Origin of the sequence: uncultured Nostoc sp., from assembly GCF_937863485.1 — a bacterium.
Classification (GTDB): Bacteria; Cyanobacteriota; Cyanobacteriia; order Cyanobacteriales; family Nostocaceae; genus Nostoc.
In genome coordinates this window covers 129,828-151,069 of record NZ_CALMFY010000043.1, presented here as the reverse complement: position 1 = coordinate 151,069, position 21,242 = coordinate 129,828, and the positions used below count along the sequence as shown (strand labels likewise).

Annotated in this window: 21 protein-coding genes and 2 pseudogenes; 12 read left to right on the top strand and 11 right to left on the bottom strand. The window is 41.9% G+C overall.

Going from position 1 to position 21,242, the window contains the following annotated elements:
- Nucleotides 1-114 precede the first annotated feature (114 nt).
- The 4 genes from Q0541_RS06300 to Q0541_RS06285 form a co-directional block, all read right to left on the bottom strand.
- Nucleotides 115-291: a hypothetical protein gene (locus Q0541_RS06300; protein ID WP_298907106.1), complete on the bottom strand. Its 177-nt coding sequence runs from the start codon at nucleotides 289-291 to the stop codon at nucleotides 115-117.
- 139 nt (nucleotides 292-430) lie between these two features.
- Nucleotides 431-847, bottom strand: coding sequence for an alternative ribosome rescue aminoacyl-tRNA hydrolase ArfB (gene arfB / locus Q0541_RS06295; RefSeq protein WP_298907103.1), 417 nt, complete (start codon nucleotides 845-847; stop codon nucleotides 431-433).
- 47 nt (nucleotides 848-894) lie between these two features.
- Nucleotides 895-1,149: an RNA-binding S4 domain-containing protein gene (locus Q0541_RS06290; RefSeq protein ID WP_273767590.1), complete on the bottom strand. Its 255-nt coding sequence runs from the start codon at nucleotides 1,147-1,149 to the stop codon at nucleotides 895-897.
- A 229-nt stretch (nucleotides 1,150-1,378) separates the two neighbouring features.
- Nucleotides 1,379-1,588 (bottom strand): hypothetical protein, encoded by a 210-nt coding sequence (locus tag Q0541_RS06285; RefSeq protein WP_298907096.1) that lies wholly within the window; start codon nucleotides 1,586-1,588, stop codon nucleotides 1,379-1,381.
- A gap of 631 nt (nucleotides 1,589-2,219) precedes the next feature.
- On the opposite strand from Q0541_RS06285, the gene dpdE reads away from it, so the two are divergent.
- Nucleotides 2,220-5,528, top strand: a complete 3,309-nt coding sequence (gene dpdE, locus Q0541_RS06280; RefSeq protein ID WP_298907094.1) for a protein DpdE — start codon at nucleotides 2,220-2,222, stop codon at nucleotides 5,526-5,528.
- Between the two features lie 215 nt (nucleotides 5,529-5,743).
- Here the strand turns inward: dpdE and Q0541_RS06275 are convergent, their stop codons facing one another.
- Nucleotides 5,744-5,956 carry a hypothetical protein gene (locus tag Q0541_RS06275; protein WP_298907092.1) on the bottom strand — a complete coding sequence of 71 codons (213 nt, stop codon included), beginning with the start codon at nucleotides 5,954-5,956 and terminating at the stop codon, nucleotides 5,744-5,746.
- A gap of 733 nt (nucleotides 5,957-6,689) precedes the next feature.
- Between Q0541_RS06275 and Q0541_RS06270 the strand changes: the two genes are divergently transcribed.
- The 5 genes from Q0541_RS06270 to Q0541_RS06250 all read left to right on the top strand — a co-directional run bounded on the left by Q0541_RS06270 (nucleotide 6,690) and on the right by Q0541_RS06250 (nucleotide 13,058).
- On the top strand, nucleotides 6,690-7,784 hold the full coding sequence (locus Q0541_RS06270; protein WP_298907090.1) for a DUF4350 domain-containing protein: 1,095 nt from the start codon (nucleotides 6,690-6,692) through the stop codon (nucleotides 7,782-7,784).
- A gap of 111 nt (nucleotides 7,785-7,895) precedes the next feature.
- Entirely contained in the window at nucleotides 7,896-8,846 is a 951-nt protein-coding gene (locus Q0541_RS06265; RefSeq protein WP_298907088.1) for a MoxR family ATPase, read from the top strand.
- A gap of 747 nt (nucleotides 8,847-9,593) precedes the next feature.
- Complete coding sequence (locus Q0541_RS06260) at nucleotides 9,594-10,097, top strand: hypothetical protein (RefSeq protein WP_298907085.1); 504 nt, start codon at nucleotides 9,594-9,596, stop codon at nucleotides 10,095-10,097.
- Nucleotides 10,098-10,561: 464 nt separating this feature from the next.
- Complete coding sequence (locus tag Q0541_RS06255) at nucleotides 10,562-11,692, top strand: hypothetical protein (protein ID WP_298907082.1); 1,131 nt, start codon at nucleotides 10,562-10,564, stop codon at nucleotides 11,690-11,692.
- 106 nt (nucleotides 11,693-11,798) lie between these two features.
- Nucleotides 11,799-13,058, top strand: coding sequence for a glycoside hydrolase family 10 protein (locus Q0541_RS06250; RefSeq protein ID WP_298907167.1), 1,260 nt, complete (start codon nucleotides 11,799-11,801; stop codon nucleotides 13,056-13,058).
- A gap of 420 nt (nucleotides 13,059-13,478) precedes the next feature.
- On the opposite strand, the gene Q0541_RS06245 is transcribed toward Q0541_RS06250, so the two are convergent.
- The 4 genes from Q0541_RS06245 to Q0541_RS06235 form a co-directional block, all read right to left on the bottom strand.
- On the bottom strand, nucleotides 13,479-13,952 hold the full coding sequence (locus Q0541_RS06245; RefSeq protein ID WP_366941818.1) for a TonB-dependent receptor: 474 nt from the start codon (nucleotides 13,950-13,952) through the stop codon (nucleotides 13,479-13,481).
- Entirely contained in the window at nucleotides 13,952-14,311 is a 360-nt protein-coding gene (locus Q0541_RS34335) for a helix-turn-helix transcriptional regulator (protein ID WP_366941822.1), read from the bottom strand. The genes Q0541_RS06245 and Q0541_RS34335 overlap by 1 nt, the downstream gene beginning before the upstream one ends.
- Nucleotides 14,293-15,057 carry an AraC family transcriptional regulator gene (locus Q0541_RS06240; protein ID WP_366941817.1) on the bottom strand — a complete coding sequence of 255 codons (765 nt, stop codon included), beginning with the start codon at nucleotides 15,055-15,057 and terminating at the stop codon, nucleotides 14,293-14,295. The genes Q0541_RS34335 and Q0541_RS06240 overlap by 19 nt, the downstream gene beginning before the upstream one ends.
- A 98-nt stretch (nucleotides 15,058-15,155) precedes the next feature.
- Entirely contained in the window at nucleotides 15,156-16,637 is a 1,482-nt protein-coding gene (locus Q0541_RS06235) for a site-2 protease family protein (RefSeq protein ID WP_298907079.1), read from the bottom strand.
- 601 nt (nucleotides 16,638-17,238) lie between these two features.
- Between Q0541_RS06235 and Q0541_RS06230 the strand changes: the two are divergent.
- Nucleotides 17,239-17,433: pseudogene (locus Q0541_RS06230) on the top strand (IS1 family transposase); the annotation flags it as partial.
- 194 nt (nucleotides 17,434-17,627) lie between these two features.
- Here Q0541_RS06230 and Q0541_RS06225 read toward each other — a convergent pair.
- Both Q0541_RS06225 and Q0541_RS06220 read right to left on the bottom strand, forming a co-directional pair.
- Complete coding sequence (locus Q0541_RS06225; protein WP_298907076.1) at nucleotides 17,628-18,032, bottom strand: AraC family transcriptional regulator; 405 nt, start codon at nucleotides 18,030-18,032, stop codon at nucleotides 17,628-17,630.
- A 115-nt stretch (nucleotides 18,033-18,147) separates the two neighbouring features.
- Nucleotides 18,148-18,423, bottom strand: a pseudogene (locus Q0541_RS06220) (disulfide bond formation protein DsbA); the annotation flags it as partial.
- Here Q0541_RS06220 and Q0541_RS06215 point away from each other — a divergent pair.
- The 5 genes from Q0541_RS06215 (at nucleotide 18,396) to Q0541_RS06195 (ending at nucleotide 21,178) form a co-directional block, all read left to right on the top strand.
- Entirely contained in the window at nucleotides 18,396-18,878 is a 483-nt protein-coding gene (locus Q0541_RS06215) for a transposase (RefSeq protein ID WP_298907164.1), read from the top strand. The pseudogene Q0541_RS06220 and the gene Q0541_RS06215 overlap by 28 nt on opposite strands.
- 182 nt (nucleotides 18,879-19,060) lie before the next feature.
- Complete coding sequence (locus Q0541_RS06210; protein ID WP_298907073.1) at nucleotides 19,061-19,492, top strand: AraC family transcriptional regulator; 432 nt, start codon at nucleotides 19,061-19,063, stop codon at nucleotides 19,490-19,492.
- Nucleotides 19,493-19,851: 359 nt separating this feature from the next.
- On the top strand, nucleotides 19,852-20,226 hold the full coding sequence (locus Q0541_RS06205; RefSeq protein ID WP_298907070.1) for a salicylate esterase: 375 nt from the start codon (nucleotides 19,852-19,854) through the stop codon (nucleotides 20,224-20,226).
- A gap of 129 nt (nucleotides 20,227-20,355) precedes the next feature.
- On the top strand, nucleotides 20,356-20,469 hold the full coding sequence (locus Q0541_RS06200) for a hypothetical protein (protein ID WP_298907068.1): 114 nt from the start codon (nucleotides 20,356-20,358) through the stop codon (nucleotides 20,467-20,469).
- Between the two features lie 19 nt (nucleotides 20,470-20,488).
- Nucleotides 20,489-21,178 (top strand): condensation domain-containing protein, encoded by a 690-nt coding sequence (locus Q0541_RS06195; protein ID WP_298907066.1) that lies wholly within the window; start codon nucleotides 20,489-20,491, stop codon nucleotides 21,176-21,178.
- The last annotated feature ends 64 nt before the right edge of the window (nucleotides 21,179-21,242 follow it).

Genomic DNA, 21,242 nt, shown 5'->3' with positions numbered 1-21,242 from the left:
GGTCATGGATTATTCAATTTGTCCACTCACACAGGAAGATGAGCCTTTTCTCTGGCAAATGCTTTATGAAGCAGCGCGTATGGAAAAGAAGATAATTTGACAGTGCAGGATGTGTTAAGACCCTTTTGGATTGGTGTCACCACCAATTATTGCTTGGAACAAGTTTCCTAGTAAAGAGAAAAACGCCGAAACAAACACTACCAGCATTAAACTAGCAAGGGCAGCAAAGGGAGAGATGATGAATAAGAGTAAGAGCGCAAGCATCAAAATTGTTAGTAATGTCTTATTCATCTTTTTTCACCTTTAATAGTTACTATTCTCAAGCTAACCAACTAAGTCATGAACTTGACCACAGTCAATAGAAGGAATTAGTCTTAGTTCTCTGGTTAGATTTTGCGACCAAATGGAGTGGCAAAATTTAATTTATAAATCAAGAATCTGTCACTTGCCCTCTGTTCGACTTAACCTGTCCGCGCTTAGTTTTATAGTCGAGGCGCTTTCTTTGAGAACTGCGAGTTGGTTTCGTGGGTTTGCGTTTTATCGTTACTACAACTGCGCTTTGAATAAGTTCTTGAAGTCGTCTCAACGCTGATTCTCGATTGTTCTCTTGGCTTCGGTGTTCCTGCGCTTTGATTACGACAACTCCTTCCTGGGTGATGCGTCGATCATTCAGCTTTAAAAGCTGTTGTTTATAATAATCCGGTAATGATGAAGCTGCAATATCGAAGCGCAAGTGAATTGCAGTGGAAACCTTATTCACATTTTGGCCTCCCGCTCCTTGCGAACGAATCGCACTAATTTCAATCTCACTCTGTGGGATAATAACTTTGTGGGAAATTTGTAGCATTACTCACAAGACAAAAGAGGAACTTGTAAATTTGAGATAAAAATCCTTTACTCTGTTTGTTCGGCAAAATCTATTACTACGTCTTGGTCTTCATTGTTGTTCAAATTCACCTCTAAAGTCTGTCCTTGTATTGTAACTTTATCACCCGGTACTAGTCGCCGTCCTCGTCGGGTTTCCAGCATACCGTTTACTTGGACATCGCCACCTTGAATCATCAGCTTGGCTTGCCCTCCAGTTGGCACTATACCCATCAACTTTAAAAATTGATTTAACTTAATTGTGTTGTCTCTGATTTTCTTCATAGTAAATAAAACTACATCACCTTAATTGTATCGTGGCGTTATCAAGCCAAAGCGTGAATCTGTTGCAGCACATAATCAGCTAAGTACAGCATTTCATTAATTCTAGGACTTACGCACTAAGAATATAAAAACAAAGTTTGAGATTGCTTCTCTACGAGACGCTACGCGAACGCAATGACGTAATTTCGTCACGGTGCGTAAGTTCTAAATTCGTAGTTAATTAAATTCGTCAATACCTTGCAATGCCAATGCGTCCCTTGACAATGCTAATGCGTCCTTTGACAATGACAATGTTTCCTTTGAAAATGCAAATGGTTCCTCTTTCAATGCCAATGTGTCCTTTGATAATGACAATGTGTCCTTTGACAATGCCAATGCGTCCTTTGACAATGCCAATGCGTCCTCTGACAATGCCAATGTGTCCCCTGACAATAGACATAGGAGTGAAAACGAATGTAGAGACGTTACATGTAACGTCTCTACTCTGCCACAAGTCAGAGAGGCGGAGCCTCAATGAGGGGCATTTCCAGTCGAAGACTGGGAACGAGATGAACGAGGTAATGTCTCAAAGCATTTTTGCTTAGTAACTTTCACGTTACAGCAGAATTCAAGTATTTGAACCATATCTGTTGTAGGGGCGCAAGGCCAAGATCCCCTACCGCGTGGTCTATTTACCTGAAAATAGCTGTAAGTTGACACCAATGAATATTGCTGTGCCCGTAGGGCGTCTTCTATTTACCTAGAAAATTGCTGATTTTACTAATTGGCTGTGGTGGAGCGACGTCGATAGCGTACCCCTACGGGGAAGCAAGCTACGCAAGAGCGTCTCCAAGAGTTGCGTAAAGCCTGCGGTATGGCAACTCTTAGAGACGCTCTTGCGTTCGCTTAGAGCGAGTCTTGCCTACGGCACGCTGGCGCGAACGAGCGTCATAGCCCGTCGTAGACATCGCTATGACGACAAAAACAGTAATACCAGTTTATTATCTATAATGTTGATCGACAAAACTGCCAGATATAGGTTAAAAAACTAGTCTGGAAGGTTCTTTTAGTGTGTTCAGGGGACTGGATCTATGATTAAGCTCGGTTTATTAGTACAGTCCCAGAATAACTCTTTGGGTATAGGAAAAGTTACGGAAATATCTGATGCCAATGCGAACGTTGAGTATTTCTGCTCCATAGGGCAACGTCTCCAAAAAACTTTACCTTTAAATTCACTCTCTGAAGTCAAGCTTGAACCCCAGGCTCGATGCTATATTAAGTCCCAAACTCAGGATAAATGGATAGTTGGCAGAATTTTCATCTGGGATGAAGATACAGAAATGTATCAAATTGATTTACCAGATAAGAAAACTGCGATCGCATCTGTTGAAGACATTTACGTTCGTTGCAATTTACCCAACACAGACCCCATCGAAACTTTGGCGATGAAGGGTCACGAAACGCCCTACTTCCACGACAAAAGATTGGCTTTCGTGAAATCCTTGATTCAGCAACGCGCTGTCAGTCGCGGGATGACGGGACTGATTTCGGCAAATATTAATCTTTATCCTCACCAAGTTGAAGTAGTCAGGCGGGTACTGGAAGACCCAATTCAACGCTACTTGTTAGCAGACGAGGTGGGACTCGGAAAAACCATCGAAGCGGGTGCAATTCTGCGTCAATTCCTCCTCGATGAGCCGAAAAAAGGTGCGGTGGTATTAGTTCCGCAATATTTGCTCAAACAATGGCGGTTGGAGTTAGAAAACAAGTTTTACATCTCCCATTTTGGCAAACGGGTAGCGGTGCTAGCGGTTGAAGATATCCATAAAATCAACCTGAAAGCGAGGATAGGCTGCTTAATTTTAGATGAAGCCCATCATATCGCAGCAATGGCAACCTCTAAGGATGCAACAGTGCGCCAGCGTTTTGAGACTTGCAAAGAACTTGCTCATAAAAGCGATCGCTTACTTTTATTATCTGCCACTCCTGTTCTCAATCATGAGCAGGATTTTCTGGCCATGTTGCACTTGCTTGACCCAACAACCTATAAACTTGGTGATTTAGCAGGTTTTCGTGCCAAAGTTGAAAGTCGTCAGCAAATTGGTAAACTTCTGCTTTCTTTTAATGAAGGTGCAGAGCCTGTTGTTCTCAAAAGCAACTTGCAGCAACTGCGAAACCTCTTTGCTGAGGACAAGTATTTATTGAAGCTGGCGGATGATTTAGAAAATTTACAAGCAAATTCTCCTGAGCAAGAGCAAATAGTCCAAGCGATTCGCACTCACGTCAGCGATACCTATCGACTACACCGCCGAATGCTTCGCAACCGTCGCGCTGCGGTGGAAGATGTCATATTTGACCGCAATTTTACGCCGAAAGAAGAGTATGATTTAGACGAGCGATCGCCTGATATCCACGAACTGCTCAATCAATGGCGTAATGTTGCTCCTGGTGAAAAGCAATATCAGCGAATTTTTCTGTTGTTATTTCTAGCTTCTGGTACTTGGTTAGGCATTTTAGAGCAGGTAATTACCGCGCGTTTAACTGGTAAACCTGATTCTAAACTCATCCAGGAGTTTAAAGAAGATGATATTCGCCTATTAACTATAACCCCCAAATTCTCAGGGGAAGAAGAGATTCTGCAATCCTTACTAAAAATTATTCGTCAACCTCAAGAGGACGGAGAACGGACGGAAAATTTGAAAACAGTGCTGCTGAATCAGCTAGGTACGTACTTCAAAATTCCCGCAAATGTTCGGAAAAATCAAAAAGAATTCGTCACGAGGATACAGCAGAGAATCAAAAGACCAATTACTGGCGATATTCTGCCCAAATTTATTGTCTTTACCAGTTTTGTGCAAACTTGTGGCGAAATTGTCCGATATTTGTCTGATACCTTTGGTGCAGAGACAGTAGCTAAACATCAATTTGGAGAATCACCAGACAAAGTTGAGGAAGACTTAAGTAAGTTCAAGAATAACCTAAACTGCTTTATTTTAGTATGCGATCGCTCTGGAGAAGAAGGACGTAATCTCCAGTTTGCCGATTGGTTAATTCATTTTGACCTTCCTTGGTCGCCTAATCAATTAGAGCAAAGAATTGGCAGACTTGACCGGATTGGCAGCAAAATTGGAGTCCAATCTTGTGCCTTGATTGGCCCCTATTTGCCAGATAGCCCTCACAATGCTTGGTATCAAGTATTGAAAGATGGGTTTGGTATTTTCCAACAATCAATTGCCAGCTTACAGTTTTATGTGGATGAGAAACTTGCAGAATTAGAAACAACTTTGTTTCAATCAAGTGCGGCTGGATTGTTAGAGATGATTTCGCCAATTCAAGAGCAAATTGAAGCTGAAATAGCAAAAATTAGTGAACAGAATGCTCTAAATGAAATTGACGCTAACGATGAAATTGCCACCCAGTATTTTCAAGATTTAGATAATTACGATGCTTGCCATCTAGAAATTAAACGAGCAGTTGAAGGCTGGATTTGTGATGCATTGGGATTCAGGGCACTCAATAACCCAGATTCATCAGAGATTCGACGTTATCAACCGACAACGCGGACATTGGTTCCCATAAATGAGTTAAAAAACCGTTTTGCTGATAGTTATCTAGACCAATTTGGTACTTATAATCGCAGGGTAGCAAATCAGAATTCTGGTATTAAACTCTTTCGGATTGGGGAAGGATTTGTCGAAGCACTCTTAAACTATATAAACTGGGATGACCGAGGTGAAGCCTTTGCAATGTGGCGCACTGATGCATCTTGGGATGCTAAAGAAGGGAAGGAGTGGTTTGGTTTTCAATGCAATTATGTAGTCGAGGCAAATTTAAAAATTGCCAAACAAGTTTTAATCGATTACAAACTAGATAATTCTCAATTCAAAAACTTGCAGCGACGTGTCGATGCTTTATTTCCGCCAATTATAGAAACTATCTATGTTGATGGTCGTAAGGAGCCAATACGCGTTGTTGAAGATAAAGCAATCTTAGGTATCCTGCAACGTGCATATAAAGATAAAAACAATAATCAAGGACGAGATTACAATTTGGCAAAAGAGCGCTTAGGAATTATTGACGATTTTGTTGACCCTAGTAAATGGCAAAATTTTTGCTATCAAGTGCGGAACACTTCTTCGGAATTACTCTCCAATCGTCCAGATTTTATTGACTTGTGCCAAAGTTGTGCTAATGTTGCCGAAAAGAAATTAGGCAATAGAGTAGAACAATTACGCCTACGCCTGAACCAGCAAAGTTGGGATAATGCATTAGCTGAAGAATTGAAGATAGAAACTGCTTTAAATGCAGCCATTTTAGAGGGAATTCGTCAGCCCCAGATTAGACTTGATTCTGTCGGTTTTATTATTGTATCGGGGCGATCGCTTGTGCAATTTGAGTGATATTATATTATCTACGGTTAAATAGCCTTAGTAACTGTACTAACCCCACCCCTTAGACGGGGTGGGGTTTTTTAGGACTTCCAAATAAGAGTTGATATTATAAAATATTAACGGGACTCATAATCAACATTAGACGCTTTGTCAAGTCCCGCGATCGCGCTTTATTTGGCGTTGACTAACCTACATTCTCACTTTTAATATAGATAACTTTAATTTTATCGCTGAAATTTGCCAAATCCCATAATGTGATAAGCAAGACTAGCAGTATCAAAGTAGTTGGGGTAACTAATATCTGTGGAATGACTATGGATTAGCTCAGAGACATTTGGTGTGTTTTTTCGTGCAGCAGTGTAGTTATTATCGACTTTTTTAGTGCTAGCAATTCCAAATACAATATTTGCAAAATTTATTAAGTTAGTAGCTTTCATAGAGTTATCCTCAACTAGAGCTTGGTAGAATTAGTATTCGCTAGGAATATTGTTTTTTTATTTATAAGCCGAAACCTCCTGCACTTGGATCGACTAATAGGTAGATTTATTCTTCATCCATTTGGATGAGCTAGTTGACTCCAAAGTAGTAAAATTGAGAGAAACTCCTTCTATCGAAGGAATGTAAATTATAAATATTTAAGAGGACTTAATATTATTCATCGTTTTTTCAATAATTTGCACTGCTGTTGCAACGCCATTTTCTGAGCGGATTTTTCCCCAAGTGTAATCAATACTGCGTAGGTTTTGCCTAAAAAATAACTCCAATGTATGTTGGGTTGAGGAACGAAACCCAACATTTTCAAGGCTTTGTTGGGTTTCACTCCGTACCACTTCTCTACGAGACGCTCCGCGAACGTGGAAGCAAGCTACAACCCAACTTACAAATCTTCTTAACCGAGTAGTATTGCAAGTGTAGTAGTATTTTGTCAAGCTAGTTTTGAAGGTTTGTAGTAAGCACTAAAGTGCTTTTAATAATAGGGTTTACAGCAATTTTTAGATAAATAGACCACGCGGTAGGGGCACAGCATTGCTGTGCCCCTACAACATATATGGTTCAATTAAATGAAAACTGCTGTAAGAAAATTAATGATATTTTTGACTTTACCTGAAAAATAAGTAAGTATTAACAACTAATGATACTGAAACGAAGTGATTATAGTAAAAGTCGAAAATGAAACGTTCAAATCGCCTTGCTTGGATAGGAGCGATCGCAGTAGCTGCGATCGTTTTACTTAGTTTGATCGCGGCTCCCAATAATACTAAAATTAACACTGGCTCTACTTATAACCGCGCCTCTGATGGCTATGGTGCTTGGTATGCTTTTATGCAACAGCAGGGAATTTCTATGAAGCGCTGGCAAAAGCCTTTTAGTGACATTCAGCCAGACAACAGCCCAGTTACTGTTCTACAGGTAGGCGGCTATCCAAGGGAGACGACACTGGATAGTCAAGAGCGTGAATGGGTAGAAAAAGGAAATACTTTGGTAATTTTGGGTGCGGGGGCGCGGGTTACAGAAGCGAAGTTTAGCACTATGCAAAAATCTCCCCAAGGTAATATCAAAATAGATACGCGTAGACGATATCAGAAACCTAACTCCAAGCAAGTTGATTTAGGCGATCGCTTTGGTGCTGTTGTCTGGCAAGAAAATTACAAAAAGGGAAAGGTGATTTTTTCTACCACTCCTTATTTAGCCGCCAACGCCTACCAAGATTATTTAAGTAATTTTAAGTATCTAGCCAGTTTGGTTACTGAAAAAGGTAACACAATATTTGTCGATGAATATATCCACGGCTATAAAGATGCCGATGTCAGGAAGAAAGAAAGCGAAGGAGATTTATCTAGCTTTTTTGCTAAAACTCCTTTATTTCCAATATTGGTGCAAGTAGGTATCCTGCTATTAGTGCTAATTTGGGCACAGAATCGCCGCTTTGGCAAGCCAGTAGCTTTAGATACACCAGTTGCAGATAACAGTGAGGCATACATCCAAGCTTTAGCAGGAGTCTTGCAGAAAGCTGATACCACCGACTTTGTTGTAGAGATGGTAGGTAAACAAGAACAATTACAACTCCAAAAAGCCTTGGGATTAGGACAAGTACTTTTAGAACGTCAAGCCTTGATCAATTTCTGGATAGAAAAAACAGGCGCAAGTGCAGCAGAACTAGATGCAGTCTTAAAGCTACAATCTCGCAAACAACCCATCACTGAACGAGAACTGTTAAGCTGGTTGGGGAAATGGCGAAGCCTGCGGGGAATTCATAATTCGTAATGACGCTCTCTACGAGACGCGCAAGGGACGCGGATTCGCTAACGTTATTCGTAATTAATTTTTTGGAATTATGCATAATATTTCTGCATTGGTTATTTATCAATAAAAAATATGAGCGAAACTCATCCTATCTTAATTCGCCTTGGTCAAGGTCTTAATCAAGTGATTGTCGGACAATCTAGCCTAATACAACAACTTTTAGTAGCATTGCTAGCGGGTGGACACGTAATTTTGGAAGGAGTACCGGGAACTGGTAAAACCCTCCTAGTAAAAGTGTTGGCGCAGTTAATCCAAGGGGAGTTTCGCCGGATTCAACTAACACCAGATGTTTTACCTTCAGATATTACTGGTACAAATATTTTTGACTTGAATAGCCGCAATTTCACTTTGAAAAAAGGGCCAATATTTACCGAAGTGCTGCTAGCAGACGAAATCAACCGTACTCCTCCCAAGACACAAGCGGCGCTACTGGAAGCGATGGAAGAGATGCAGGTAACGCTGGATGGTGAAAGTTTGCCCTTACCGGATTTATTTTGGGTGATTGCAACCCAAAATCCCCTGGAATTTGAGGGGACTTATCCCTTACCAGAGGCGCAGTTGGACAGATTTTTATTTAAGCTGGTGGTGGATTACCCCGATCAAGCTGCCGAAAAGCAAATGTTACTCAATCGTCAGGCGGGTTTTGCAGCACGGCGTTTGGATATTAGCCGTTTGAAACCAATAGCAACAGTAGCCGAGATTTTGCAAGCACGACAAGCAGTCAAAGAAGTTAAAGTATCAGAAGCGATCGTTGATTATTTGTTGGCGTTAGTCAGAACATCGCGTCAATATCCCGATTTAACTTTGGGCGCATCGCCTCGCGCCGCTGGTGCTTGGTTGCAGACATCTCAAGCCCTAGCGTGGTTAGCTGGAAGGGATTTTGTAACGCCAGATGATGTCAAAGCAGTTGCATCACCCCTGCTACGTCATCGCCTCATTTTGAAAGCAGAAGCGATGCTAGATGGTTTACAAATGGATGCGGTAATTGCGTCGGTAATTAATCAAGTACCAGTTCCCAGGTGAAAAAATTCTGGCGTTGCTGAATGCATGGATGAATGGATTTATTTGCGATGTGGCAGTTATTGTAATTTGAGGAAAGTTTTTGTACCAAAGACTAACGCTGTAGAAAGGGCTGGGTGTCGAGACACAAACAATTTCGTTCACCTAAGTAGGTAGGCACAATTAAACCAAACTACGTAAACTTATGTAAAGCACCAGAAAGGCATTGAATATAAGCTTTTAAGCAATTTACATTTCTTAATCTAGTTATATTTTTTAACGTCCACCTACTTACTCCCCACTCTAAACCCGCCCTGAAATGGTTTGGTAAGGGAAAATTATTTGTAAGCGGCTTACCGTAGACTACAGTAAACCAGTAGCCAGTTAAGTTGTCTCCCACTTCGCAATGTTTGTTGTTAAACTTATACTGAGTCGTTTTTTTACGCAAATATCAAAATTACTTAACCAATGGGAGATGCCAAAATCGATGAAAATACAGTGATAATTAAATTGCTAATTCTCCATTTGCTTCCTTTTGGTTGCATTATCTTTTGCTTATATAATTTTGATACAACCTTTACATTAGCCCTTAGTTGTAAGTGTGGGATAATACATGTTATACTCCTTCGTTAGACAATGCGTAGTATTATGCTTGGTATTAAACAAAAACTTCATCCAAATTACGGACTTAACACTTTTTAGTAAAAATTAATAGAGTAGAATAACTGAATGTAGCTCAGATATTTTTAAAATTAAAAGCAGGATTTTTTAATGATCAGCTTAAGTAATTCGGAAAACAGCACAGTTAGCAGCACAGCAGCCACTAATAGGCTGGCAAGGGCGATCATGGTTTCTGGTGGGGAGTTCTCACTGATATTAGCTTGTTGTAACAGTGTCGAAAGGCAGCAGCAAGTGCTGAATGTGTTAATAGAATTTTCATCAGCAGACATCCAGGAAATCCTGCTTTCACCTGCGGCTGACACATTATATGCAGCTATTACAACTACAACTGGTGCTACTCAACCCGAAGCTTTGATGGTACGGGGTTTAGAGTCTGTAGTGGAAATTAACCAACTAATCATCAGTACCAACATTATGCGAGATGAGTTTCGGAAACAGTTTCGGTTCCCGTTGGTGTTGTGGGTCAATGACGAAATTCTTTGCAAGCTAGTGTGGCTAGCACCAGATTTCAAAGACTGGGCAGCCAGTACTATTAGATTTGATGTACCTCACAATCAGTTAGTTGAATCTGAACAACAAGTCATCAGGGCCTAATATTGCCTAAGATTGCCTTCAAAATCTTGTATCCGCTAGCTTGAGCCAAGCAAAACTTAAGCTATGCTTCTGTCGCATTCTTTTCTAAAATTACTTTTATTGAACCCTCGCTTGTGAAGCTGAAGCGAAAAACGTTGCAAGCTTTCCTCGCAAGTTATTTTCCAAGATAGCGTTGTGGATTGTCTTCTCCAACGAACTTCTCATCTAATGAATCCTAAGCTTCTAAGTTCTTACTTGATTGCCGTAGGACTATAGGGCGTTTTAATTAAGTGCATTTTTATCCAGAATTTGTATAAGGAACAAACAATCACTACAGCAGCGTCTGTCTTTATAGCTGTTTTAGAAGAGAGATACTAAATTAATTTCAATTGGTGAAGTTAGAGAAATTATATACTTTATTGTATATTTTTGCTTGGATACTATTTATGAGTTCTATAACTCTTGACTAACATCCCTATATTACTATGAAATTCATGCTGAAAGACTACTTTAACCCCAATAAAATGCGAATTTTCACTGCTTTGATTTTGACTGGAATTTTGTCTGTCGCTAGCAGTTTAACACTTATCAAAGATGCTACGGGCGCTACTGCAAAGTTTTCGTTAGAAACAACCAATGAAGTTCTCAAGGACAATATTAAACCAAACCTCTTGCCACGTCCAGTAGCTAACGCGGTACTGCAAGATTTAGGCCGCAGACAGGGAATTTCAACCAGACAAGTGCAAATTATTGATTATAATCAACAGACTTGGCGTAATGGTTGCTTGGAACTGCCTCAAGCTGATGAACTCTGTACCCAAGCGTTAGTTCCTGGTTGGCGGCTTGTGGTGTCCAATGACAAACAAAACTGGATTTATCATACCAATAGTAACGGGCGATCGCTACGTTTAGCTTCGACAAACACTTCTTCAGATAAATTACCTGCATCTGTAAAAAATGCTGTTTTGCAAGCCGCCTCCAAACGTTTGCAACAGCCAATTTCTCAGCTAACCATCATTGAGGCTCAACAGCAAACTTGGAGAGATGGCTGTTTAGAATTACCTAATGCTGATGAATTCTGTACCCAAGCTTTGGTATCAGGTTGGCGGGTGGTTGTTGGTCAAGGTGAACAAACCTTGGTTTATCATACCAATCAAACAGGTTCTGCAATCAGGCTGAATCAAAAGGCTAGCTCAAGTTCACTGACCCCTGTGCAAATTCCAGTCAGCCAGTTACCACCACCATTAGCTCGATATGTAGTATTTCGGCAAATTTCCAGTGGTGGTTTTGCTGGTAGAACTTACGAGACTGTTTTACTCAAAGATGGGCAATTGATTCGGGTGCGGATTGGTGATGCCAATGATTCTGAGCGTAGTGTTCGCCGCGTTTCTGTGCAACAGGTGCAACAATTTCAAAGATTTTTAGAACTTTCTAAATTTAGTAAGTTCCGGAATCTGAGTTACCCAGCCCCTAGTGGTGCTGCTGATTATATCACCTACACTCTCACTAGCCAACAGGGTACGGTTCAGTACAACGATATTTCTCTAAATAACCTGCCAAAGAGTTTACAGACAATAATCAAAGCTTGGAATCAGCTTGCAGCCAGCGCCAAATAGTAAACCTCAGTGATCATGATTAAATAGCGATTGTTTTAGCGCTTACAATCGAAACGATCGCTATTCATGCTGATTGTTGATAATTTGATCATGTCTGTAGCAAATGATGAAAAGGTTTGTAAAGTGGTGTGTTGAGTTTCATTCGTGGTGGAATATTCGCCAAAGCAAAAAGCTAGGGTTATTTGCCGTCATTGTTACCTTGAGTATGGTAGCTACGGTGATGCTATCGTTCCCATTGAACGCTCAAATTAATCTGCCCCGAACGCCCGCATTTGAGTTAAGGGGAGTCTGGTTAACAAATATTGATAGTGATGTGTTATTTGAGCGCCATCGCCTCAAGGGATCTTTGCAACGCCTTGACGAACTCAATTTTAACACCATATATCCGGCGGTTTGGAATTGGGGATATACATTGTATCCTAGCAAAGTTGCAGCCAAAGTTATTAGGCGAGCGCTCGATCCCACACCCGGACTGCAAGGGCGAGATATCCTTAAAGAAATTGTTGATGTGGGACATCAAAAAGGCTTAACAGTGATTCCCTGGTTTGAATTTGGCTTTATGGCACCAGCGGATTCCCTGTTAGCCAAAAATCGTCCCCAATGGCTTACCAGTCGCAGCAACGGGACTCGGATTATCAAAGAAGGTATACATAATCGCGTTTGGCTAAATCCCTTTCGCCCAGAAGTACAACAATTTATTCAAGATTTAATCGTTGAAATTGTTAGAAATTACAATATTGATGGTATTCAATTTGATGACCATTTTGGCTTACCATCAGAATTAGGGTACGATGCCTATACAGTGGCACTTTACAAAAAAGAACACCGTGGTCAAGCTCCCTCCAAAAACTTTAAAGATTCAGAATGGGTGCGCTGGAGAGCTAACAAAATCACCGAGTTTATGAAACGGGTATTCAAAACCATCAAAGCTACTAAAAAAAATTGCCTGGTTTCTGTTGCTCCTAATCCTCAACGTTTTTCCTACAATTTCTTTTTAGCAGACTGGCAGAAGTGGGAACGGCTAGGAATTATTGAAGACTTAGTTTTGCAGATATATCGGGATGACTTGAATGTTTTTATGAGCGAATTAGAGTATCCAGAAGTGAAAACGGCAAAGAGCCATATTCCAGTGAGTGTGGGCATTATGGCTGGATTAAAAAACAAATCTGTACCGATGCAGCAGGTTCAGACACAAGTGCAGAAAGTACGCGATCGCAACTTTGCCGGAGTCTCTTTCTTTTTCTATGAAAGCCTCTGGAACATGAGCAAAGAAAAGCCACAAGAACGCCAGATTGGTTTACAGAAACTTTTCCCCACACCTGTAGCTTACCCGAATTTACTAGCAGGCTGGAAACCCTTCAGTTGATTTTCGTAACAACTAGAACTTACGCACTATGATAAAATTTTTCAACCGATTACCAACAGAGCGAGCAAGTTAAAACTCCCAACTAATGGAGCCGACAATTGTTAAAGGATCACCTCTTTGAACAAATGCTCCACTAGATGAGGGTGATCCAAATAGGGGTGTAAGAACATATTCTGTGTCAAATAGATTATGGATATTAATAGCAGCATTAAAACCATTCTTACGGTAATAAATCGCTGCATTAGTACGCAAGTAACCTCCAACTGTAATAGTTAGGTTTATTTGAGCCAACCTACTTATACAGGAGTATTAAAAGCGTTTCAAACTTCCAGATTGAATTTCATCTGTTGTCTACAAATTAAAACTGTATAGGGGGCAAGTGGTTCAGCCGATGCTCGCCCTCCATTCCCCTCACTTACCTTAAAACTCCCACGAAATTGTGCCCTGTACGGTGAATGGCTGGCCGGGGAAAACACGGAGGTCGTCACGGACAGCCTCAAAGTAGTCCACATTAAACAGATTTTTAAAATTGATCTGTGTGCGTAACTGCCCTCGTTTATAGAAAATGGCAGCATCGTTAGTGACATAGCTGGGCACCTTAAAGGTATTTTCCAAATCGCCCTGCCTGTCTCCTACAAAGAAAAATCCCACACCAAACCCTAAGCCTTGCATAGAACCTTTTTGAATTTCATAGCTTGTCCACAGGTTAAATGCATTCTCCGGCGTATTGTACAATTGATTACCCACAGTTGGGGTGTTGTCCTCTGTAACTCGGGCATCGGTGTAGGCATAGCCCGCATAGATGTTCAATCCCGGTAACAATGTGGGTGGAACACCAAAAACGGAAACCACGCCTACGAGAAAGGATACTGATCGCCGCCACAATTTCAACATTACTCACACAAAAACTGAGAAGAATTGTCAAAAACATTACAGCATAATCTAGTGTGATTGAAAGGCATTTTAGCCGTTAGACGGATTTTTTTGAACGCTAGACGGATTTTTTTCTGCTCCATCTGATATTCTTTAGGAGCTAGACCAAATTTTTTTCTAAAGGCTGCCGCAAAGTAGCTCTGGTTAACAAACCCAACGGCTTTAGCGACCTCTGATATTTTCATGTCTCCTGTCTTCAAGAGCTGATGTGCTTGTTCCAGGCGATATTGATGCAGGTAGCTAAATGCTGTTGTGCCAAAACAGGCACGAAATCCTTGTTTGAGGAGATAGTCATTTAAACCTACCTGTCGGGGGCTAATTCTATTAACGAAGGTGGATTATCCAACCGTTGCAATAAGATTTCCCTGGCAAGGTGAATTCTGTCTACGACATCTGGTTTCAGGGGAAGAAGGTTGCTGTTGCTATTTTGAATTTCAACTTCCTGTGCAACCAAGATTCCCATCAATTCTAAAACTTTGCCTTCTAGATACATCCGTTTAGCAATACCTTGATAGGGACATTGCAAGATTTGTCTTGCTACAGTCTGCATGGCTTGTGTAGCAGTTCCAGAACGGCAGCAATACTCCTGATCAGACTGTCGAATCAACGATTGTAATTCTGGCGGTAATTCCCCGTCTGGGTCGCCAACAAAGGAGCGCAGTAGTTGATTCGATAGTTCAGGTTCCATTTCAAAACCCACACCTAGAGCGGGCTGTATACCACAATCTATTGTCTCTTTAGGAGCTAAACCACTCCCATAAAAAATGTATTGTCCATCACTGATCGCAGCAAGTTTATTCTGGGATTGTCCGGTAAAATTAAAGTTCCACTCAAAACCATGTTCACGTTCAGGGGCTTGGATGATTAGGCGATCGCTCAGTTGTAAATTGAGGATACTCAACACCAACCCCTCTCGCAGCTCAATTAGTCGCAAATAACCCTGTCCCAAAGGTTGCGGGTATTTATAAACCACATCCATTGCATCATCAGGATCTGGATGTTGAGAAAGTTCGACAGTCTCCTGAAATAGTTCCCAATGGGCTTGCCGTGAAATGGTGATAGTCATGCTGGCACTTCAATTCAGATAAAAAGCTTCAAGTCTTAATAAAAAATTATCTTATTAAGCTTTATTTATCTGATTTTAGTGCCATTCGACTCAGAACACTATCCTATTCCCAAACGCCCAGCCAAGCCGGGAGTTAGGGGTAGAAGCGTGGTAATCATCAAGAATAGAGCCAAAAGCCCCAAAGCGGCTCTGGCATCATCAGGTTCAGTGACTTCATTCAAGCTGGGGCGTTCTTGATCCCGTTGCAAAAAGAAAATCACGATCGCCCAGTACATGGCAATAGTATTACCCAAAGACACTAGCGCCAGTAAAATTAAAGTTGCTACTGTTGCCCGTCCTGCGGTTTTGCGTCCATAAATCGCCTGGACAATGCGCCCACCATCTAGTTGTCCTGCGGGCATTAAATTCAAAGCGGTAATTACTAAACCTAGCCAGCCAATCACCACTAGAGGATGAACACTTACCAGGGATGATTGCAACGCCGAACCAAGGACAACTCGCGCCAAACTTCCCACCAAAATCGACCCTTGGAAAAACTGATTTGGTAATTGAAATAAACTACCTGGGTGGGAAAGCAGCAAACCAGTGATCAGCATTAACAAAGAAACGATACCACCTGCGGCTGGCCCTGCCAAGGCGATATCAAATAATACCTTGCGGTTGGGCAACAGAGATTCAAAGCGGGTAATTGCACCAAAGGAACCAATTTGCACAGCTGGTAAAAAGAAAGGCCAGCTAAGGCGGATTTGGTGGCGTTGGGCAAGTAACCAATGACCAATTTCGTGAGCTACTAAAATCGTAAATATCCCAGCGCCTATGGGCAAAGCTTCTTGAAACCGCCCTGGATTGCCAAAGAAATCAAAATTCAGCAATAAGCCCGCAGCTTCTAAATTTGTAGCAATAGTTGCTATCAACAGAATACCCGCAAAAGCTTTTTGCGATAACAACATCGGGCGGGGATCATTGCGGCTCGGCAGGACAATCACTACTGGTCTGCCGTCTGTATTTTCGACTAAAAACAGACGATATTGCTCACCAAGACGTTTCTGTAAACTTGCTGTTAGACGGTTGTGAACCTCTTCTGGTTCTCCCCGTAAATTGCCTTTGAAAATGGCTCCATCTTGGTAGGCGATCGTTTCTGTGGCGAAAAACGTATCGATACCAAAGATACCTTTAATTGCATTTAAGTCATCTTCCGGTATTGGCGGAATCTCCGGTTTCAATTCTGCGACTGCTAATTGTGGGGAATTTGCTTCAACTGAGGAATTAGCGGCGAGTCTTTCTGTTGCGCGTTGCTTGAGGATGGCATCTTGTCCAGCTGTACGTAACTGTCTGCCTAAGAAAATGTACAATCCGGCGGAAGTCACCACTAAGAACAATATACCCGCTATGTTGATATAAATCCCTGCGGCAAACAATCCAAAAAACAGGAGCCAGGGAGTCATCAACACCACCGACTGTAACCAGGCTAAGATTCCCAGCTTACCAAAAGGTCTGGCGCGATAAAAGCCCCAGCCCAAAATGCCTAAAGCTACCAGTAGGATTGCCGCCAGGATAGAAGTTTCTGATAAAGTAAACATCTCCAAACCTTTGCTATTGAGACTGAGCCAGAACAAGTCCGGTATTGCAGATACACTTATTAATGTATAACGCCGTCTGTAATCTGCCCAAATTATCCCGCTTTGCGATGCCGAATAGCCCAAGCCAGGTATCAACTAAGCAATTCACACATTCAAAATTAAGAAACAGAATTACAGTAAGGAATGGCACTAAGAAAAGCTCTAAGGTGTGCAGGATAAAGACTACAGCTTTTAAAGCTATTGAACAGTGTCGGAATGGGGCAGGCGATTGTCGTTGGTGCAGTGTAGCGATCGCTGCTAACAAAGTTGAGCGCCCTGGGCAATGAATGGGCTTACCAGCCTGCTTTATAACGATGCCTGCGGCAGTAAACTACGCTGTGCCTGACTCCAGACAGTGAAATTAGATGTACGGGTTGTCCAAAATTATTTGTAGGTAGAAAAAGCTTATTCGTTTGTGGAATACTTTCTTTGATACGAATAAGCCAAAACCATAAATACTACTGTGACAAATCGTGTGACAATCCTCAAGGATAAATTTAGTCAAAGTTTGGGACTACCTTTTAAAGAACTATTGCCAGAATCTGCAATAAGACTTGCAGTTCTACCAAGCAAACGGCATCGAGCAGTTGATAAAGAAACTGGTTTTACCAGCTACATTGAACGATTCAACATTACGACGAGGCAACGGGTGTCTCGGCTAGTCCGAAAAACCTTGTCCTTTTCCAAATCGTTGGAAAATCACATTGGTGCCATTTGGTATTTCATCCATTACTACAACGCATCATTACTTGTATAGCACTACCAATGGTTTCGCGTACTATAGCAGTCCTAAATCATTTGTGAAAATAAATTAACCGCAGAGAACGCAAAGAGAGGAATCGGAGATTTTCACGACTCATTTAGGATTGCTATATATAAGTAAAGCGACAAAAAGGAAATCTCAAAGTCAGTTATTCATTCGAGTAAATAAAGTGTAATGAGTTCCAATGCTCAACTTCTTTCAATTTCTGACGACGATTTGTTAGATTCTGATGGTGAAGAGCGAACCTGCTTCGGTGTCATTCCAGTTAGGTGCTTAAACTGTTGTGTCAAATGGCTTTGACTGGAGAAACCGACTTGTAAGGCAATGTCTGCGATAGCCAAATCCGTTTTCGTCAACATTGTTTTCGCCCGTTCCACTCGCTGTTGAATCACATACTGGTGTGGAGAAATCCCAACCGCTTGTTTGAACAAACTAGCAAAGTAAGTCGGGCTAATATTGATAACTTCGGCAAGTTCAGTCAGTGACAAGTCTCGGTCAAGGTGAGTATTAATATAGTCGAGTACTTGCTGCAATTGGGTGTGCGTTAAGCCTCTGTTCTTGAATTCAATTGTTGGCGTTGTAATTGTTAGCATGGTTCAAAAATTGGCAATCTTTCAAAAAAACAGGCAAAAGATAGCTATCGAAATTAGATTGCTTACTAGTACTAATAAACAAGTCAGATATGAATTGGGGCAAAGATCGGGGAACTTAATGACTTGCAGCAATAATGGCTGCCATAAACTCCGTCGTGTTCCAGTGCCCGGTATATCGAATTCCATTGATAAACAGGGCTGGGGCAGTCGTTACTCCACTGTGTATTCCGCCTTCGATATCTTCATTGATGCGAGCGACATGCACTTGTTTAGATAACTCTTTCAGAAACTAAGGAATGTCAAGCCCTAAATCGTTGGCGTACTCGACAATATAACCGTTCTCCAACTTTTGTTGATGGGCAAATAAAGTGTTATGCATTAACCAAAACTGTAAATTTATTTGCCTATTTTCAACCTTTAAATGGGTGGAGACATATTGAAATCACTCAACGGCGTACAAAGCACGATTTTGCAAAGCAAATGAAAAATTTAGTAGATATTTATCACCGCGATGCTGATGTTATTCGTTTAGTAGTAGATAACCTTAATATTCATACTCCGGCAGCCTTATATGAAGTTTTTAAACCCCAAGAAGCACGTCTAATTGTACAAAAATTAGAGTTCCACTACACCCCTAAACACGCAAGTTGGCTCAATCAAGTAGAGATTGAGTTATCTGTTTTATCTCGTCAATGTTTAGAGCGACGAATCCTGGATATACAAACATTATCCTCTGAAGTTGCTACTTGGGAGAAACAACGCAATCTTCAACGTACAAGTGTTTACTGGCGCTTTCAAACTACAGATGCACGGAGAAAGATGGAGCGCTTATACCCGACTTTCTGACCCAGCAAAGTAGCCTTGGCAGACTACTACAGTGAATATTGGAACCCTATTGCTCTCACAGATGCCTTCGATAACGGGAGACGAGGCACGGAAACGGGCGTTAGACGAAGCACAATCTAAAATTCAAGAATTAGTGAGCGGTTGGTAGCGCCAGCCAGCTAACAAGTCGATGAAACGGACGATTGAGATATCTTGGTTGTGATGCAAAGGTTTTCTGCCGCCGCTTATCTTGGTCGTTAGTCGTTCATCTGTTGCGACATTATGCTGAGTCGGCACACATCGTCACATCTGAAAATAGAAGCTTAACCTGCGTCCAGTTGCAGCAGGCGATCGATTATATCCAAACGCATTTGAGTCGAGATCTATCGTTGACTGAATTGGCAAGCGTCATCAATATCAGCCCCACTTACTTCGCGAGTGTATTCAAACAAGCAATAGGAATTTCGCCGCATCAGTATGTGATTCAACAGCGCGTGAAACAAGCAAAATTAATGTTATCGAAAACGGATTTAATGATCGCAGACATTGCCTTACAAGTGGGTAACTCTTGCCAAAGTCATTTAACACAACAGTTTAAGCGCCTGACTGGAATGACTCCAAAGCAGGTTCGCTAACCCGATAAGAATTTGATAAGGCATCGTAAGAATTTGAAAGAAGTTAAGCATTGGATCTCGGTACACTTCAGATCAATACGACGAGAGTGATGCTGAGAGAAACACAATGATACGAATGGCACGCTTGTTTTCGGCAAATCCATTATTCATAAGGCTTTTGGGTGTGGGGTGTGGGGCGTGGGGTGTAGTGACGAGGAGCGCCAGCGTTGCTCCCGCAAAGGAGTTTATTAATGTTCGCACTTATTTTTAATTTTCTTTGTTTTCTCCTACCCCCAACAAGATAGCCCTGACGAGGTTTCACGTTTTCTTAGTGCCATTCTGGTGAGAGCCTCAGAGATAGCCTCCCACCAGACTCTCAAGTGTTATTCGACAAGCTAGCGAGAGAATCGGATGATAATACGCTGATGCTATCTTTTGAGATTTGGCGAGAAGCGTTTCTCAACGACGCTGACCTCGAACTGGCTAAATCCAGTTACGCACAATTATCGCCTGAACCGTATCAATCGTGGATTGACAAGTTAGACTTGCAGCAGTTTTACTCGCTGTCAATTCCTAAAAGTTACCTCTACTGTACAGAAGACAACGCTCTCCCTCAAGGTGAGTGGGGCTGGCATCCCAGAATGTCTAACCGCTTGGGGCTATTTCGGTTCGTGCAAATGCCTGGTGGTCATGAGGTGATGTTTTCTAACCCTGTCGGTTTAGCCGAAAAGATTATTGTAGCAGGACGTGACTAGCAACATTATTACTTATCAGGTTTGCACGGAAACGCAAGAGGAATTTTAAATGGCAATAAAGGTGAATCGGCAGTGGCGTGTCTTGTCTAGCGTTCCGTAGGTTTGATTGCAGAATCGAATTTTGAATGGATGCAGGAACCCGTACCCACTCCAGGAGAAGGGCAAATCCTCGTCCGCAACATTTATCTGTCTCTCGATCCAACCGAGGACAGCAATAGGAGTCCCTCATGGAACGGTGTTTAGGCGCATTTGAACATTTATATTGGCTCTACAATCAGTTTTATCTGATAGATTTTGCCACCGTTACGAAACTTCAGAGATTAGTTCCGAGCAACTTTCGACGGTGCTTAGGCAAGTTCAGCAACACCATCCGCTGCTCCGAGTCCGCATCGCCACTGACGTGATCGGACAGCCTAAATTTGTCGAAACCGACAACGAAATTCCGCTGCGGCTGGTCGCGATAACGGATGATCGGCACTGGCAAGCAGAACTCGAAGTCGAACTGGCTCGCTCATTGGATTGGCAGGTTGCACCCTTACTGCGAGTTGTGCTGCTGCAATCGGGGGCTGAATCCGAACTGATGATTATTTGCCATCATGCGATCGCAGATGGGCTATCGGGTATTTATCTGATGCGAGATATTCTCCAAGGGTTAGGAGGCAAAATATTTGAGCGATCGCACCTTTGTGCGGCATTATCGCTTGAATCAGCACTTCCTGGCATTGCTCCGACTCTTAAACGGGTTGAAGTGGCTGTGGTAGCAATCGTTCAGTTCCGCGACGACAAACTAGCCCATGAACACATCTACTGGGATCAGGCGAGTGTATTGGTTCAACTCGGCTTGCTCGATCCTAGTAAGTTACCCGTTGTAGGCGTTGAAAGTGCGCGTAAGGCACTCGATCCGAGCCTACCCTCAAACGCACTGATCGAACGCGCCAGCGATCGCAACTAAGTAGACGCATAAATCAGGGGGACAACTCCTGGGCTTAGGTATTCACTTAGGCGCGGCTTACTTT